The following is a 16,807-nucleotide window of genomic DNA, read 5'->3' as shown; positions in this document are numbered from 1 at the left end:
CTGGGTGCCCGGGGAGGGTCACTGCCTGATGAGGAAACCGCGCGCGACCGCTGCGACAAGCGGGCCGGATGGACTGGCGTCAGCCGGTGATGTCGCGGCAATTGTCGCCGGCACGCACGGAGATCCTTTTGCCGTCCTGGGAGTCCAGGACGCGGGCAAGGGGCTTGTCGCGCGCTGCTTCGTGCCGCATGCCGAGTTCGTCACCGCCTATACGCTGACGGGCAAGAAGGCGGGTGAACTTTCCAGGCGTGACGATGGCGGCTTTTTCGAGGGCAAGCTGTCGATCAAGAAGCGTCAGCCGCTACGCTATCACGCGCGGAACGCTTCCGGCGACTGGTGGCTGACCGATCCCTATTCATTCGGCCCGGTGCTAGGCCCTATGGACGACTACTACATCGCCGAGGGATCGCATCTGCGACTGTTCGACAAGCTCGGCGCGCATGTCATCGAGCATGAGGGCGCGTCCGGCGTTCACTTCGCCGTCTGGGCGCCCAATGCAAGGCGCGTCTCGGTGGTCGGCGACTTCAACGATTGGGACGGCCGCAGGCATTCGATGCGCGACCGTCGCGACACCGGTATCTGGGAGGTGTTCATTCCCGACATCGGCGCCGGCCACCCCTATAAATACGAGATCATCGGACCGGACGGCGTCAGGCTGCCGCTGAAAGCCGATCCGTTCGCCTTCAAGTCCGAACTGCGCCCCGCCACCGCCTCGGTGGTCGCGGTGCCGCCGGCACATCCATGGGGCGATGAAGCGCATCGCAATTTCTGGCGCAATGCCGATCCACGACGCGAGGCCATATCGATCTACGAAGTCCACGCCGGCTCCTGGCAGCTTCGCGACGACGGCACCTTCCTGTCATGGGACGAACTCGCCGACCGGCTGATCCCCTATGTGGTCGAGACCGGATTTACTCACATCGAATTCATGCCGATTTCCGAGCATCCCTATGATCCGTCCTGGGGTTACCAGACGACCGGCCTCTACGCCCCAACGGCCCGCTTCGGCGATCCCGACGGTTTTGCCCGCTTCGTCGACGGCGCCCACCGCGCCGGCGTTGGCGTCATCCTGGATTGGGTTCCCGCGCACTTCCCGGTCGACGAGCACGGGCTGGCTCATTTCGATGGCACCGCGCTCTATGAGCATGCCGATCCGCGCAAGGGCTTTCATCCCGACTGGAACACCGCGATCTACAATTTCGGCCGGCGCGAGGTCGTGTCCTTCCTCGTCAACAACGCTTTGTTCTGGGCGGAGAAATACCATGTCGACGGTTTGCGCGTCGATGCGGTGGCCTCGATGCTGTACCTCGATTATTCGCGCAAAGCCGGTGAATGGATCCCCAACGAGAAGGGTGGTCGCGAAAACCTGGAGGCGGTCAGCTTTCTGCAGAAGATGAACAAGGAGGTTTACGGCCACCATCCCGGCGTCATGACGATTGCCGAGGAATCGACCTCATGGCCCAAGGTCTCGGCGCCAGTGCATGAAGGTGGTCTGGGCTTTGGCTTCAAGTGGAACATGGGCTTCATGCACGACACATTGGAGTATTTCTCCAAGGAGCCGATCTTCCGCAAGCACCACCACAACGACCTGACCTTTGGCCTGGTCTACGCTTTCTCGGAGAATTTCGTCCTGCCGCTCTCCCACGACGAGGTCGTGCACGGCAAGGGTACCCTGCTCAGCAAGATGGCAGGCGACGACTGGCAGAAATTCGCGACGCTGCGCGCCTATTACGGCTTCATGTGGGGTTACCCCGGCAAGAAACTGCTGTTCATGGGCCAGGAATTCGCCCAGCGCCGCGAATGGAGCGAGGCGCGCGCTCTGGACTGGAACCTGCTCGACTTCCGGCCGCATCGCGGTGTCCGCCAGGTGGTGCGCGATCTCAACTATCTTTACCGTTCACGCCCTGCGCTGCATGCGCGCGATTGCGAGCCGGAGGGCTTTTCCTGGCTGATCGTCGATGACAGCGCGAACTCGGTCTTCGCCTGGCTGCGTAGCGCGCCCGGCGGCAATCCAGTCGCGGTCATTTCCAATTTCACGCCGGTGCCGCGCGAGGATTACCGCGTGCCTTTGCCGAAGGCTGGAAAATGGCGCGAGATCATCAACACGGATGCCTCGGAATACGGCGGTTCCGGCAAGGGCAATGGCGGTGCCGTCGAGGCTCGGGCGGAAGGAGGAGGCACGTCGGCGACGATGCTGCTGCCGCCGCTGTCCACCATCATGCTCGAATACGTTCCGGATTGAGTGAATTGCAGGCTTGGTGTCGTTCCAGACTGAATAATCGGGGAGGCTGAAAATGGCAGAAACAAAACGAACCCAGCCGCTGGCGCGCGATGCCATGGCCTATGTGCTGGCCGGCGGACGCGGCAGTCGGCTGAGGGAGTTGACGGACCGCCGGGCCAAGCCCGCCGTCTATTTCGGCGGCAAGACGCGCATCATCGATTTCGCGCTCTCCAACGCGCTCAATTCCGGCATTCGTCGCCTCGGGGTCGCGACCCAATATAAGGCGCATTCTCTGATCCGCCATTTGCAGCGCGGCTGGAATTTCTTGCGGCCCGAGCGAAACGAGAGCTTCGACATCCTGCCGGCCAGCCAGCGCGTGTCGGAAACGCAGTGGTACGAAGGCACGGCCGACGCGGTCTACCAGAACATCGACATCATCGAGGCCTATGGGCCCGAATACATGGTCATCCTTGCCGGCGATCACATCTACAAGATGGACTACGAGATGATGCTCCGCCAGCATGTCGATGCGAATGCCGACGTCACCGTCGGCTGCCTTGAAGTGCCGCGCATGGAGGCCACCGGATTCGGCGTGATGCATGTCGATGCCAAGGACAACATCATCGCTTTCGTTGAAAAGCCGGCCGACCCGCCCGGCATTCCCGACAGGCCGGAATTTGCCTTGGCCTCGATGGGCATCTATGTCTTCAAGACCAAGTTCCTGATGGAGCAGTTGCGCCGCGATGCCGCAGAACCGGGCTCAAGCCGCGACTTCGGCAAGGACATCATCCCCTATATCGTCGAGCACGGTAAGGCGATCGCCCATCGTTTCGCCAAGTCCTGCGTGCGCTCGACCGCCGAGAACGAAGCTTACTGGCGCGACGTCGGCACGGTCGACGCTTATTGGGAAGCCAATATCGACCTGACCGACATCACGCCGGAGCTCGACCTTTACGACCGCGACTGGCCGATATGGACCTACGCCGAGCTGAAGCCGCCGGCAAAATTCGTGCATGACGAGGATGGCCGCCGTGGCTCGGCCGTGTCCTCGCTTGTCTCTGGTGACTGTATCGTCTCGGGGGCGTCCCTGAAGCGGAGCCTGATCTTCACCGGGGCGCGCATCAATTCCTATTCGACGCTGGAAGAAGTCGTCATGCTGCCCGATGTTCATGTCGGCCGGAACGCAAAGTTGAAGCGCGTGGTGATTGACCACGGCGTCAGGATACCGGAAGGGCTTGTGGTCGGAGAGGACCCTGTTCTCGACGCCAAGCGCTTCCGCGTTTCGGAAAAAGGCATCTGCCTTGTCACGCAGGATATGATCGACAAGCTGGGGCTCTAACGCATGCAGGTACTGTCGGTCACGCCCGAGATATTCCCACTGATCAAGACCGGCGGGCTCGCCGATGTGACCGGCGCACTGCCGATTGCTCTGGCCGACAAGGGCGTGACCATGCGCACGCTCATCCCAGGCTTTCCCTCTGTGATGACCGCTTTCAAGAAAAAGAAGGCCGTGCATCAATATGCCTTGCTGCAGGGCGGCAAGGCTTCCGTCCATGCCGTTCAGCTTGCCGGGCTCGATCTTTTGGTGCTCGACGCGCCGCATCTGTTCGATCGCCCCGGTGGTCCCTACGGCAATGCGGCGGGTGTCGATTGGCCTGACAATTGGCGGCGTTTCGCGGCGCTGAGCCAGGTCGGTGGCGACATCGCCGGTGGTGTCATTTCCGGCTACCAGCCCGACATCGTCCATGCCCATGACTGGCAGTCGGCGATGACGCTGGCCTATATGCGTTACGGCAAGGCGGTCGGCACGCCGTCGATGATGACCGTTCACAACCTCGCTTTCCAGGGCCAGTTCGGCGCCGGTATTTTTGGCGAGCTTGGCCTGCCGGCAGCGGCCATGGCGCTCGATGGCGTCGAATATTATGGCGGTGTCGGTTTCCTCAAGGCCGGTCTGCAAGCGGCATGGGCGATCACCACGGTCAGTCCGACCTATGCGCAGGAAATCCGCTCGGCGGAATTTGGCATGGGTCTTGATGGCCTCATCAACATGCGCGCCGTCGATCTCCATGGTATCGTCAACGGCATCGACACAGACATCTGGAATCCAGCCACCGACAAGCATCTGGTCTCGAGCTACTCCGCCAAGACGCTGAAGGCACGGGCCCCGAACAGGGCAGCCGTCGAGGAGCGTTTCAGCCTCGACCGCGACGACAGTCCGATCGTCTGCGTCATCAGCCGGCTGACCTGGCAGAAGGGAATGGACATACTGGCGGCGGTCGTCGACGGTATCATCGCGACAGGCGCGCGGCTGGCCATCCTCGGGTCAGGCGACGCCGGCCTTGAGGGTGCGCTGCTTGCCGCGGCGGCCCGCCATCGCGGCCGCATCGGCGTCGTGGTCGGCTATGACGAGGGCCTTTCCCACACCATGCAGGGCGGCTGTGACGCGATCGTCATCCCGTCACGCTTCGAGCCTTGCGGCCTGACGCAGCTCTACGGTTTGCGCTATGGCTGCGTGCCGGTCGTTGCCCGCACCGGCGGTCTGGCCGATACGGTCATCGATGCCAATGAGGCGGCCCTTTCCGCGGGCGTGGCGACCGGCTTTCAATTCGCGCCCGCCAATGCCGGCGCTCTCCTGCACGCCATCCGCCGCGTCGTCGACGCCCATGCCAATCCCACCGTCTGGGCATCGATGCAGCGGCAGGGCATGAAGGCCGACGTGTCGTGGGACAAGTCAGCCGAAAAATACATTGAGCTCTATCGCCTGCTGCTTTCAAAAAGGGCTGCCTGAAGCATGATACGCACCGTCGCCACCAAACCCTATCCCGACCAGAAGCCGGGCACCTCCGGCCTGCGCAAGAAGGTTCCGGTGTTCCAGCAGGAGCACTATGCCGAGAATTTTATCCAGTCGATCTTCGATGCGCTGGACGGGTTCAAGGGCAAGACCCTGGTGATCGGGGGCGATGGCCGCTTCTACAACCGCGAGGTCATCCAGAAGGCCATTGCCATGGCCGCCGCGAACGGTTTCGGCAAGGTGATGGTCGGCCAGGGAGGCATATTGTCGACGCCTGCCGCCTCGCATGTCATCCGCAAATACCAGACCTTCGGCGGCATCATCCTGTCGGCCAGCCACAATCCCGGCGGTCCACACGAGGATTTCGGCATCAAGTACAATGCCGGCAATGGCGGGCCGGCGCCGGAGAAGCTGACGGATGCCATCTTCGAAAAGACCAAGGTGATCTCAAGCTTCAAGATCGCCGACATCGACAAGATCGACATTGACACGATCGGCACGGTCAAGGCCGCCGGCATGACGGTCGAGATCATCGATCCGGTCGCCGATTATGCAGAGCTCATGGAAAGCCTGTTCGACTTCGATGTCCTGCGCAAACTGTTCAAATCAGGCTTCCGCATGCGCTTCGACGCCATGCACGCGGTGACTGGTCCCTACGCCAAGGAGATCCTGGAACACCGGCTTGGCGCGCCCAATGGCACCTGCCGCAACTTCAAGCCTTTGCCGGATTTCGGCGGCCACCACCCGGACCCGAATCTCGTCCACGCCAAGCATCTCTATGACGAGATGATGGGACCAGATGCACCGGATTTCGGCGCGGCTTCGGACGGCGACGGCGACCGCAACCTGATTATCGGAAAGGGCATCTTCGTCACCCCGTCGGACTCGGTCGCCATGCTTTCCGCCAATGCCAATCTGGCGCCTGGCTACAAGGATGGCCTCAAGGGCATCGCCCGCTCGATGCCGACCAGCGGTGCTGCTGACCGTGTCGCCCACAAGCTCGGCATCGGCATCTATGAAACCCCGACCGGCTGGAAATTCTTCGGCAACCTCCTCGATGCCGGCTTGGCGACGATCTGCGGCGAGGAGAGCGCCGGCACCGGTTCCAACCACGTCCGTGAAAAGGACGGCCTGTGGGCGGTGCTGCTGTGGCTCAACATCCTCGCGGTGCGCGGCGAGAGCTGCAAGCAGGTGGTCACCGAGCACTGGGCGACCTACGGACGCAACTACTATTCGCGCCACGACTATGAGGAAGTCGAGAGCGAGCGCGCCAACGCGCTGGTCGACGAATTGCGCGCCAAGCTCGGTTCGCTGCCCGGCACCAGCGTGCGCGGCATGAAGATCGCCAGCGCCGATGACTTCGCCTATCACGATCCGGTCGACGGCTCGACCAGCGAGCATCAAGGCATCAGGGTGCTGTTCGAAGGCGGATCACGCGTCGTCTTCCGCCTATCGGGCACCGGCACCACCGGGGCGACGCTGCGCGTCTACATCGAGCGCTATGAGCCCGACAAGTCCAGGCATGATCTCGACACGCAGGTCGCGCTTGCCGATCTGATTGCGGCAGCCGATGATATCGCAGGCATCATGAGCCATACCGGTCGCAACAAGCCGAGCGTGATTACTTGAGGGTGGCAGATTGCCGGCCGCGTGACTTCGGACTGCGTCGCAAGGCGCTTCCTTCTCCCCATGTGGGAGACGGTGGCCGAGCGAAGCTCGGTCGGATAAGGGGTCTTCCAGCTTCGCGCAGACTTGCGTTTAGCCGTCCGCGACCCTCCCCAAATGGGATAAGACGGAAATCGATCGTATGAGTTCGCTCGGCGCTACCATCACAAGCGAAGGGATCCGCTTCGCCGCCTGGTCGTCGACGGCCCGACGCCTGTGGGTCTCGATCTTCGACGACGCCGGCACGCGCGAGGTCGAACGGCTTGAGCTTCAGCCGCAAGGCGAGGGCGTGCACGCCTTGTTCGTTGCGGGCCCGGGCCCTGGCACCCGCTATGGCTTCCGCGCCGATGGCGACTACGCACCGGAGCGCGGGCTCTGGTTCGATCCCGACAAGCTGCTGACTGACCCCTATGCCGTCGAGATCGACCGGCCCTACGTCTATGACTGGCGGTTGACGCAGCGTCGGGGCGAGGGGGCCGACACCGCTCGTCTGGTGCCGAAGTCGCTTGCCCGCACTTTGCCGAAACCGTTGCCGACCTTTTCGCCGCTGTTCCGGCCAGGCGCCTTGGTCTACGAGGTGCCGGTGCGGGCCTTCACCATGCGCCATCCGGAAATCCCGGAGCAGCAACGCGGCACCATAGCGGCTCTTGCCCACCCGGCAATCATTGAGCATCTCAAGAAGCTCGGCGTGGGTGCCGTCGAATTGATGCCGGTGACGGCCTCGATCGACGAGCGGCATCTGCCGCCCCTGGGACTGCGCAACGCCTGGGGTTACAATCCTGTGACGTTCATGGCGCTCGATCCGCGCCTGGCGCCGGGCGGCCTTGCCGAATTGCGCGAAACAGTCGCCGCGCTGCGCCAGGCGGGCATTGGCGTCATCCTCGATCTCGTCTTCAATCATACAGGTGAAAGCGACAGGCTAGGCCCGACCCTGTCGCTGCGCGGGCTCGACAACCAGGCCTACTATCGGCACACGCCGGACGGCAGGCTGGCCAATGAAACGGGAACCGGCAACACCATCGCCTGCGACCACCCGGTCGTCGAGGAGATGGTCCTCGACACGCTTCGCCACTTTGTCGTTCATGCTTGCGTTGATGGTTTTCGCTTTGACCTTGCCCCCATTCTAGGCCGGGTCGAAGGCGTCTTCGATGCCAACGCGTCTCTGCTGCGGGCAATGCTCGAAGATCCGCTGCTGGCCGACCGCGTCATGATTGCCGAGCCATGGGACATAGGCCCGGGCGGCTATCAACTGGGCAATTTTCCGCCGCCCTTCCTCGAATGGAACGACAGATATCGCGACGACATGAGGCGTTTCTGGCGTGGCGACCGCGGCATGGTCGGTGCGCTTGCCACTCGGCTTGCCGGATCGTCAGATGTCTTCGCCAGGGCAGGGCAGCAAGCGAGCCGAAGCGTCAATTTCATCGCCGCGCATGACGGCATGACACTGGCCGATGTCGTCGCCTATGAGCGCAAGCACAACGAGGCCAATGGCGAGCAGAACCGTGACGGTCATGATGAGAACCTGTCGTGGAACAATGGCGTCGAGGGTGACACAGGCGACGACGGCGTCGCGATGGCCCGTTTGACCGATCGGCGCGCGCTGCTGGCCACCCTCTTCGCCTCGCGCGGTACCATCATGCTGACTGCTGGCGACGAGTTCGGCCGCACCCAGAAGGGCAACAACAATGCCTATGCGCAGGACAACGGGACCACATGGCTCGATTGGAAAACGCGCGATCAGTCGCTGGAGCGCTATGCGGCTCTGCTCTCGGCCATGCGTCGTGCAGTGCCGTCGCTTTGCGAAACACGCTTTCTGACCGGCCAGCCGTCCGGTCGCGCGGACGTGCCCGATGTTGCCTGGCTGGCCGAAACCGGCACACCGCTCGATGAGGCGGGTTGGAATGACCCGGAGCGGCATCGCCTTGTCATGATCCTGGGTGGCGAGCGCCCGGAAGACGGCCGTCTCGGCGTGATCTTTAATGGCGATCGCCGGGCATGCGTTTTCACGCTGCCATCGCGTGAGGGTTTTATCTGGGTGCCCACTGAGGCGAACGACACCACCGACATATCGAGACAAGTACCGGGACGGACGGTCATCTTCATGATCGAGCGCAAGGTCGCGGACGCAGGAGGATCTCCAAATGGCTGATCACGCCGAATGGTGGCGGGGCTGCGTCATCTACCAGATCTATCCGCGCTCCTTCCAGGACACGACCGGCGACGGCAGCGGCGACCTGCGCGGCATTACGGACCGTCTCGCCCACGTCGCCTCGCTTGGCGTCGACGCCGTATGGCTGTCGCCCTTCTTCAAGTCGCCCATGGCCGACATGGGTTACGACGTATCCGATTATTGCGCGGTAGATCCGACATTCGGCACCATCGAGGATTTCGATGCGGTTGTCGCGGAGGCGCATAGGCTCGGCATGAAGGTGATCATCGATCAGGTTTTGTCGCATTCCTCCGATCGCCATCCATGGTTTGTAGAAAGTCGCGAAAACCGCGACAATCCGAAGGCCGACTGGTACGTCTGGGCCGATGCGAAACCCGACGGCACGGCGCCCTCGAATTGGCTGTCCGTTTTCGGCGGACCTGCATGGGAATGGGATTCGACCCGCAGGCAGTACTACATGCACAATTTCCTCGCCTCGCAACCGGATCTGAACTTCCACAATCCGGAGGTGCAGGACGCGCTTCTGGAGACGGTCCGATTCTGGCTGGAGCGCGGCGTCGACGGTTTTCGGCTGGATACGGTCAACTACTATGTCCATGACCGCTGGCTGCGCGGCAATCCGCCCCTGGCGTCAAGCGTCGCCGGCACGAACACCGAGACCAATCCCTACCTTTATCAGGAGCATCTGTTCGACAAGACACAGCCGGAGAACCTGGCTTTCCTCCGGCGTTTTCGGGCGCTGCTCGATCAATATGACAACCGTGCCGTCGTGGGGGAGGTTGGCGATGAGGGCCGCTCGTTGCAGACGCTCGCCGCCTACACGTCCGGCGGTGACAAGCTCAACATGTGCTACACGTTCGACCTGCTTGGCCCGCGGTTCTCGGCGGCCCATGTGCGCGGCTGTGTCGAAGCATTCGAGTCTGCGGTTTCCGACGGCTGGGTCTGCTGGGCGTTTTCCAATCATGATGTCGTACGCCATGTGACGCGCTGGACGAGGCCGGGCGGCGATCCTGACGCCGTGGCGAGGTTCTCGATCGCGCTTTTGTCCTGCCTGCGCGGCTCGATCTGCCTCTACCAGGGCGAAGAGCTAGGATTGCAGGAAGCGGAACTCGCTTTCGAGGACCTGCGCGACCCCTACGGCATCCGCTTCTGGCCGGGGTTCAAGGGCAGGGACGGCTGCCGCACGCCAATGGTCTGGGAAGCCGCCATCGACAATGCAGGGTTTTCAACCGGCAAGCCGTGGCTCCCGGTTCCGGAAAGCCACCGCGCCCGCGCCGCCGATGTCCAGAACGGGGAAGCCTCGTCCATACTCGCCGCCTACAGGGCAATGTTGGCGGTGCGCAAGCAGCATCCGGCACTGGCGGGGGGGGCGATCCGCTTTCTCGATGCCGAAGGCGACGTCCTTGCCTTTCTTCGCGAAGGCTATGGCGAGAGATTGCTGTGCGTTTTCAATTTTGCCGACGAGCCGGCCATCTGGTCCGCGCCGCGGCATATCGGAGCTATCCAGCCGATCGAAGGCGGTGGCGCCGGACCGACCATGCACGAAGGTGGCCTGTCGCTGCCGCCGCTCGGTTGGCTGCTCTGCCGGGTCGGCTGACCCGGGACCTGCAGCCTACTGAACCAGAACCGAGCGTCCGCAGGTCGCGCCGGTAACCCGGACATCGGCCGAGCCGACGCTGACGCCGAGCGTCGAAAGCAAGTTGTAAAGCAGGTTGTCGACTGGCGCTGTAACGCCATTCAGCACCGCGACAACCGCTGGTGTCACCGTTCCGAGCAAACCGGTCAGGTCGATCCCGAGACCGAGCGCATTGACCGAAAGCGAGAGGTTGCTGATCAACGATGAGGTGAGGGACTGCGTTATGTTGCGCGTCGAGACGGTCTTTGTCGTCTTGTTGGCGATCTCAGTGGCGTTGAAGGTCAATGTCTGCGGACTGTTGTTGGTGATCGCGGTTGCCGCGGAGCCCATGATCTGCAGCAGCGGAAGGTTGATCAGCAGCAACTGAAGGCTCACATCCGCGATCTCGGCATTGCTGAAGGTCTGTGGCTGGCTGAAATTGGCGAAGTTGGTGCCGGTGGCGCTGGTATTGGCCAGGTGTAATGCGGCAATGCCTGGCTGCGCGGCGATCGAGACCTGGATGCTGGAAGGACCGTTCGGACATGTGATGCCGGTCAAGGTGGCCTGGGCATAGGCCACTTCCACATTGAGCGGCAGGTTGACGGCCAGCAGGCTGATGCCGCCACCCAGGCCAGAAGTGCCGACCGTGACGGATGACGTGAGTTTGATTCGCGTCTGGGCGGTTCGCACCGTGGTGCCGACCTGGTCGATCGCCAGCCAGGGCGAGGATTGCATGGGTTGGCCGATGGCGATGGTCAGCGTCGTGGCGGTAAGGCCGGGTATGGTCGCGCCGAGATTGAGCGAGACCTGGTTGGTGCCATTCGCCAGCACGGCGCCTGCCGTCAGCATTCCGATGGCGTTTGCGCTTACCCCAAGGCCAGGCGGTCTCTGCCCAATTGCCAGGCTGCCGACGCCGCCGAGATCGACGAGGGTGGCGAGCGGAATCTTGACCGTGCTGGTGGCCTTGGCGACGATCGCCTGCAGGGCGAGGGCACTGGTGCCGTCCAGTCCGGGAACACTTGCCATGGCGGAGGCGATCTGGCCGATGGTAGCCTTCGACGCCAGCACGTCCGAATACGTGCCCGCGGTCAGATTCAACTGCGTCGCCAGGGCACCCATGAAGGAAAGCACGTCGATGTCGGCCGAGGCCAACGCGTTGTAATCCATGACGCTGAGCGAGATGTTGCCGCCAATCAAGCCGCTGAGCAGCGAATTCAGGATGCCGCCGTTGAGGCTGAGTAGCCGGGAGCCTACCGAAAACGTCGCCATCGGCGTCATGCTGGCGATGGCTTGCGTGCTGATGACCGGGCTGGGGATCAACGCACTTGCGAAGAAGCGCGCGGGGATTTTCTTCAAGGTCACCTTGACGGCGTTGTAGGGTGTCACTCCTGCCTGGAAGCGTTGGCCGACGCCGACCCCCGATGCCGCCGAATATTGGCCGGGGGAGATTGATACAACGGTCTGGCCGGCGGCCGGTACGATGTTCTGGCCCGCACTCTGAACGATGATCCCGGGCATTCCATTGTCGTTGAGGGTCGTCACCACTGCATTTTGAATGTCTGTGATGTTCGATGCGCCGGTGATCGCGGCCAGATCGGTCATCGCCTGGGCGGTGCGGCGCTCCGTGTAGATCGAGCCTTCGTCGATGGCGAACGCAGCCAGCGCCAGTGCAACGGGCGCACTCAGCGCCGCCATCACGGTAAAGTTCGCTCTCCTGTCACGCAGCAACCGGGCGACCCGGCGAACCCCTTCCTGCAGCAGTCGCAGCATTCAGATGCCTCCGACCCTTATCGTTGACTGACGCGAGATGGTGGTTCCGGGCATCGTCAGTTTGGGGAACAGGTTCCAGATCGGCAGGTTGCGGGCGTCATACTGGACCGAAACCACGAACTCGCTTCCGTCGGCGACACTGTCATTGGCCGTGTAGCTTAGCTTGGTGACATCGACGAACGGATAGCCGCTGGCATTGTTGCTGAGAAAACTTGCCACCAGGGTCTGCCGTTCCGTCTGGTTCAATCCGGCAAGGGCCGTGCGCGCGGCGTCCGCCGCGATTTGCTGGATCGAGTTGCTGGCACCGAAATAGATGCCGTATGCAACCATTCCGAGCAGGAGGAGTATGAAAATCGGCGAAAGCAGTGCAAACTCAACCGCCGACGTTCCCGAAACATTTGTTCGGAAAGGGTGCCTTGAAAATCTGAGATCGTGCCTCTGGAACATGTACAGAGAATGCCAAACCCGCACTGCAGAAACAGAAAACACAAGGCGCAACCTGCGGGTGCGTCAAGTTGAATAGCTATTATAATTTTAGTTTACTCTGCTTTAGCATCAGGCCGCTGACTTAGCGTCAATCAAGACTCGGTTGAAATGGGATTACCTCCTGTCTAGTCTCCTGCCACCAGCTGCCTGAACGGGAAATGGGCGGCGCGTCAGGAGTGCCAAAATCGGCTCCCGGCGGAAACACTCAAGCGGTGTGGCTGAGGGGCCGCGCCGACAGGGAGAAATACATGCTCAAAAACATGCTCAAGGCGACGGTGTTCGCCTCCACCATGACGCTGGCCGTCGGCACATTCCATGCGCCGGCCTTTGCCGAGACCGTATACAACCGCGGCACCGCGGCTGAATCGGAATCGGTCGATCCGCACAAGACCTCGACGGTCTATGAAGCCAATGTCTTGCGCGACCTGTTCCAGGGCTTGGTCATGCAGGACCAGAAGGCCAACCTCATTCCTGGTGCCGCCGAAAGCTGGACCGTGTCCGATGACGGCACCGTCTATACATTCAAGCTTCGCAAGGACGGCCAGTGGTCGGACGGCAGCCCGGTGACGGCCGAGGACTTTGTCTATGCTTTCCACCGGTTGGAGGATCCGGCTACCGGCGCCGAATACGCGTCCATGCTCTACCCCATAAAAAACGCCGAGGAAGTCAACACCAAGAAAGGCAAGCCGGAGGATATGGGCGTCAAGGCGATTGACGCAAATACGCTGGAGGTGACGCTGAAGGCGCCGACGCCCTACTTCCTGGAGATGCTGACCCACCAGGCGACCTATCCGGTCAGCAAGGCATCCATCGAAAAGCTTGGCGCCGACTGGATCAAACCGGGTAAGCTCGTTTCGAACGGCGCCTATACGCTGGCCGAGTGGGTCCCCAACGACCATATGAAGCTGGTCAAGAATCCGAAATTCTGGGACGCCGCAAGCGTCAAGTTCGATGTGGTCAACTACATTCCGACCGAAGATCGTTCGTCGGCAATGAAGCGCTTCGAGGCCGGCGAACTCGACAGCTATGACGATCTCCCGACCGAACAGCTCGCCGATCTCAAGACCAAGTTCGGCGATCAGATCCATGTGGGTCCGTATCTCGGCACCTACTACTACGCGATCAAGACCGACAAGGCGCCGTGGAACAATCCTGAACTGCGCAATGCCATTTCGATGGCGATCGACCGCGATTTCATCGCCGAGAAAGTCTGGCAGAATTCGATGCTGCCTGGCTATTCGATGGTCCCTCCCGGCATCGAGGGCTACACCCCGGCAATGGCAAAATACGCCGACATGCCGCAGATCGACCGCGAAGACGCGGCCAAGAAGATCCTTGAGAAGCTAGGCTATACGCCCGAGCATCCGCTGAAGATGGAAATCCGCTACAACACTTCGGAAAACCACAAGAACACCGCGGTCGCCATCCAGGAACAGCTGAAGCCGCTCGGCGTCGACGTGACGCTGCTCAACACCGACACCAAGACCCACTACTCCTTCCTCGAGCAGAAGGGCGACTATGACGTGGCGCGCGCCGCCTGGATCGCCGACTACAAGGATCCCGAAACCTTCCTCGGCATCTCGCGCAAGGCAAGCGGCAACAACTATTCGAACTACAACAGCCCGCAATACGAAGCGGCCATGGACAAGGCTGCCGCCGCCGGCGGCAAGCCCGAAGAGCGCATGAAGGAACTCGCTGAAGCCGAGCGCGTGCTCGTCGACGACGTCGGCCAGATCCCGCTTCTCTACTACAGCTATCACGATATCGTGTCGTCGAAGCTTCATGGCTTCGTCGACAACGTGATGGACGTGCATCCGTCTCGCTTCATCAGCAAGGACTGATTTCCTTGGCCGGGCCGCTGCCCGTCCGCCGCGTCGCATATCCCGCGGGATTCGCGACGCTGTAGAAGGGCGGCGGTTCTGGTTGCCGTCGCATCGGCCCGAGAATCGGAATCGATTTTTGGAAAGCACGGTGTGAAGATTTGAAGCGCTGGAGTGCCATCGCCCAAGCGGACGGGCGTTGCTCCAGGTCAAGCGGGGCACCGATGCTGCGTTATGTATTTCGGCGGCTTCTGACCGCCATCCCGACGCTATTCGTCATCGTGACCATGGCGTTCTTCCTGATGCGTGTAGCGCCAGGCGGTCCATTCAACCAGGAGCGGGGGCTGAGCCCGGAGATCAAGGCCAATCTTGAAGCCCAGTTCGGTCTCAACGACCCGCTTTGGCTGCAGTATGTCCACTATCTCGGCAATCTGCTGCGCGGCAATTTCGGCCCTAGCTACAACATGCCGGATTTCACCGTTACCGAACTTTTTGCCAAGGGCCTGCCCATCTCGATCCAACTCGGCGCTTCGGCGCTGATCCTGGCGCTTCTGCTTGGGTCGCTGCTCGGCACCATCGCCGCGCTCAACCAGAACAGGCTTGGCGATTATGCGGTGATTGCACTGGCAACCGCCGGCAGCACCATTCCCACCTTCGTCATCGCGCCGGTGATCCAGCTTGTATTCGGATTGACCTGGAAGCTGTTGCCGATCGGTGGCTGGGGCGATGGTGCTTTCATCAACAAGGTCGGCCCGGTGCTGACGCTGGCATTGCCGCAGATCGCCATCGTCGCCCGCCTGATGCGCGGCTCGATGATCGAGTCACTGCGGTCCCACCACATCCGCACGGCGCGTGCGCTCGGCCTCTCCGATTGGTCGGTGGTGGTCAAGCACGCGCTGCGCGGCGCCATCCTCCCGATCGTCTCGTTCACGGGTCCCGCGGCGGCGGCATTGTTGACCGGCTCGGTCATCGTCGAGACGATCTTCTCCATTCCAGGCGTCGGCCGCTATTTCGTCGATGCCGCGCTCAACCGCGACTACACGCTGGTGATGGGAACCGTGGTGGTGATCGCCATCTTCACCATTGTCTTCAACCTGATCGTCGACGTCATGTACGCTGTCATCGATCCGAGGGTGCGCTATGACTGATATCGCAGCCACTGCTCCCGTCGTCGTTGGCCGCTCGCTCTGGGGTGATGCCTGGGCGCGCCTGAAGGCCAACCGCGCCGCCATGTTCAGCCTGTACTATCTCGTCCTGATCGGGGTCGTCAGCATATTCGGACCCTGGTTCGTGCCCCACCAGTACACGACCATCTACGCCGATTATGTTCGCACGCCGCCAAGCCTTACGGCCTATCCGAAGCCCGACATGATCGAATCCGCGCTCAACGATGCGATCAAGCGCATGCGCGTCGATATCAAGGAGTGGAGGCAGGACGGCGATCGCGTCACGGTCACCGTCACCTCGACCAAGCCGATCGACGACCGCAACATCCGCTACCTCGATCGCTCCGACGCTTTCGATGACACGAAGATCGACAGCAAGTCACCCGACGGGCTTGAGGTTAAGATGAGCACATCGGTCAAGCAGCAGTACTTCCTGTTCGGTACCGACAACACCGGCCGCGATCTCCTGTCGCGCACATTGATGGCGGGGCGCATATCATTGGCCATCGGCCTGCTCGCCGGCGTCGTGGCGGTGGTGATCGGCGTCGTCTATGGCGCCGCGGCAGGCTTCTCGGGTGGCAAGGTCGACGAGGTGATGATGCGCATCGTCGACGTGCTTTATTCGCTGCCGTTCATCTTTTTCGTCATCATGCTTGTGGTGTTCTTCGGCCGCAACTTCGTGCTGATGTTCCTGGCCGTCGGTGCGGTGCTGTGGCTGGACATGGCCCGCATCGTGCGCGGGCAGGCGCTGTCGATCCGGCGGCAGGAATATGTTCAGGCGGCGGAAGCCATGGGCGTCGGCAGGCGCGGCATTCTCTTGCGCCATGTCATCCCCAACCTGCTTGGCCCCGTGGTGATCTACATGACCCTGCTGGTGCCGCAGGTCATCATCCTGGAGAGCTTCCTGTCGTTTCTTGGGCTCGGGATTCAGGAGCCGATGACCAGCTGGGGGGTGCTGATCTCCGTCGGCGCCAAGAACATCGGCACCGCAAACTGGCTGTTGCTGTTCCCGGCATTCTTCCTCGTCTCGACACTGTTCGCCCTGAATTTCGTTGGCGATGGGCTGCGCGACGCACTCGACCCAAGAGACCGATAAAGATGGG

Annotated in this window: 11 protein-coding genes; 9 read left to right on the top strand and 2 right to left on the bottom strand. The window is 61.9% G+C overall.

What is annotated here, in order from left to right:
- The first annotated feature begins 28 nt into the window (after positions 1–28).
- The 6 genes from glgB (at position 29) to ACO07C_RS09235 (ending at position 10,444) form a co-directional block, all read left to right on the top strand.
- Positions 29–2,242, top strand: coding sequence for a 1,4-alpha-glucan branching protein GlgB (gene glgB, locus ACO07C_RS09260; RefSeq protein ID WP_421913872.1), 2,214 nt, complete (start codon positions 29–31; stop codon positions 2,240–2,242).
- A 52-nt stretch (positions 2,243–2,294) separates the two neighbouring features.
- On the top strand, positions 2,295–3,560 hold the full coding sequence (gene glgC / locus ACO07C_RS09255; RefSeq protein WP_421913871.1) for a glucose-1-phosphate adenylyltransferase: 1,266 nt from the start codon (positions 2,295–2,297) through the stop codon (positions 3,558–3,560).
- 3 nt (positions 3,561–3,563) lie between these two features.
- Positions 3,564–5,009, top strand: a complete 1,446-nt coding sequence (glgA, locus tag ACO07C_RS09250; protein ID WP_421913870.1) for a glycogen synthase GlgA — start codon at positions 3,564–3,566, stop codon at positions 5,007–5,009.
- A 3-nt stretch (positions 5,010–5,012) separates the two neighbouring features.
- The gene (locus tag ACO07C_RS09245; protein WP_421913869.1) at positions 5,013–6,641 is read left to right on the top strand and encodes an alpha-D-glucose phosphate-specific phosphoglucomutase; all 1,629 of its coding nucleotides are present in this window, start codon (positions 5,013–5,015) and stop codon (positions 6,639–6,641) included.
- Between the two features lie 178 nt (positions 6,642–6,819).
- Complete coding sequence (gene glgX, locus ACO07C_RS09240; RefSeq protein WP_421913868.1) at positions 6,820–8,826, top strand: glycogen debranching protein GlgX; 2,007 nt, start codon at positions 6,820–6,822, stop codon at positions 8,824–8,826.
- On the top strand, positions 8,819–10,444 hold the full coding sequence (locus tag ACO07C_RS09235) for an alpha-glucosidase family protein (protein WP_421913867.1): 1,626 nt from the start codon (positions 8,819–8,821) through the stop codon (positions 10,442–10,444). Before glgX ends, ACO07C_RS09235 begins: the two co-directional genes overlap by 8 nt.
- A 15-nt stretch (positions 10,445–10,459) precedes the next feature.
- Here ACO07C_RS09235 and ACO07C_RS09230 read toward each other — a convergent pair whose 3' ends face one another.
- A complete protein-coding gene (locus ACO07C_RS09230) occupies positions 10,460–12,232 on the bottom strand; it encodes a pilus assembly protein TadG-related protein (protein ID WP_421913866.1) in 1,773 nt (590 codons plus the stop codon).
- Positions 12,233–12,679, bottom strand: a complete 447-nt coding sequence (locus ACO07C_RS09225; RefSeq protein WP_421913865.1) for a TadE/TadG family type IV pilus assembly protein — start codon at positions 12,677–12,679, stop codon at positions 12,233–12,235.
- A gap of 287 nt (positions 12,680–12,966) precedes the next feature.
- On the opposite strand from ACO07C_RS09225, the gene ACO07C_RS09220 reads away from it, so the two are divergent.
- The 3 genes from ACO07C_RS09220 (at position 12,967) to ACO07C_RS09210 (ending at position 16,800) form a co-directional block, all read left to right on the top strand.
- Entirely contained in the window at positions 12,967–14,559 is a 1,593-nt protein-coding gene (locus ACO07C_RS09220) for a peptide ABC transporter substrate-binding protein (RefSeq protein ID WP_421913864.1), read from the top strand.
- Between the two features lie 203 nt (positions 14,560–14,762).
- Positions 14,763–15,686, top strand: coding sequence for an ABC transporter permease subunit (locus ACO07C_RS09215; protein WP_421913863.1), 924 nt, complete (start codon positions 14,763–14,765; stop codon positions 15,684–15,686).
- Positions 15,679–16,800, top strand: a complete 1,122-nt coding sequence (locus tag ACO07C_RS09210; protein WP_421913862.1) for an ABC transporter permease — start codon at positions 15,679–15,681, stop codon at positions 16,798–16,800. Before ACO07C_RS09215 ends, ACO07C_RS09210 begins: the two co-directional genes overlap by 8 nt.
- Positions 16,801–16,807: the final 7 nt, after the last annotated feature.

It is taken from the genome of Mesorhizobium sp. (assembly GCF_965229135.1).
Lineage (GTDB): Bacteria > Pseudomonadota > Alphaproteobacteria > Rhizobiales > Rhizobiaceae > Mesorhizobium.
Note: the sequence above shows the minus strand (reverse complement) of the source record. Positions and strands in the feature narration are given on the sequence as shown.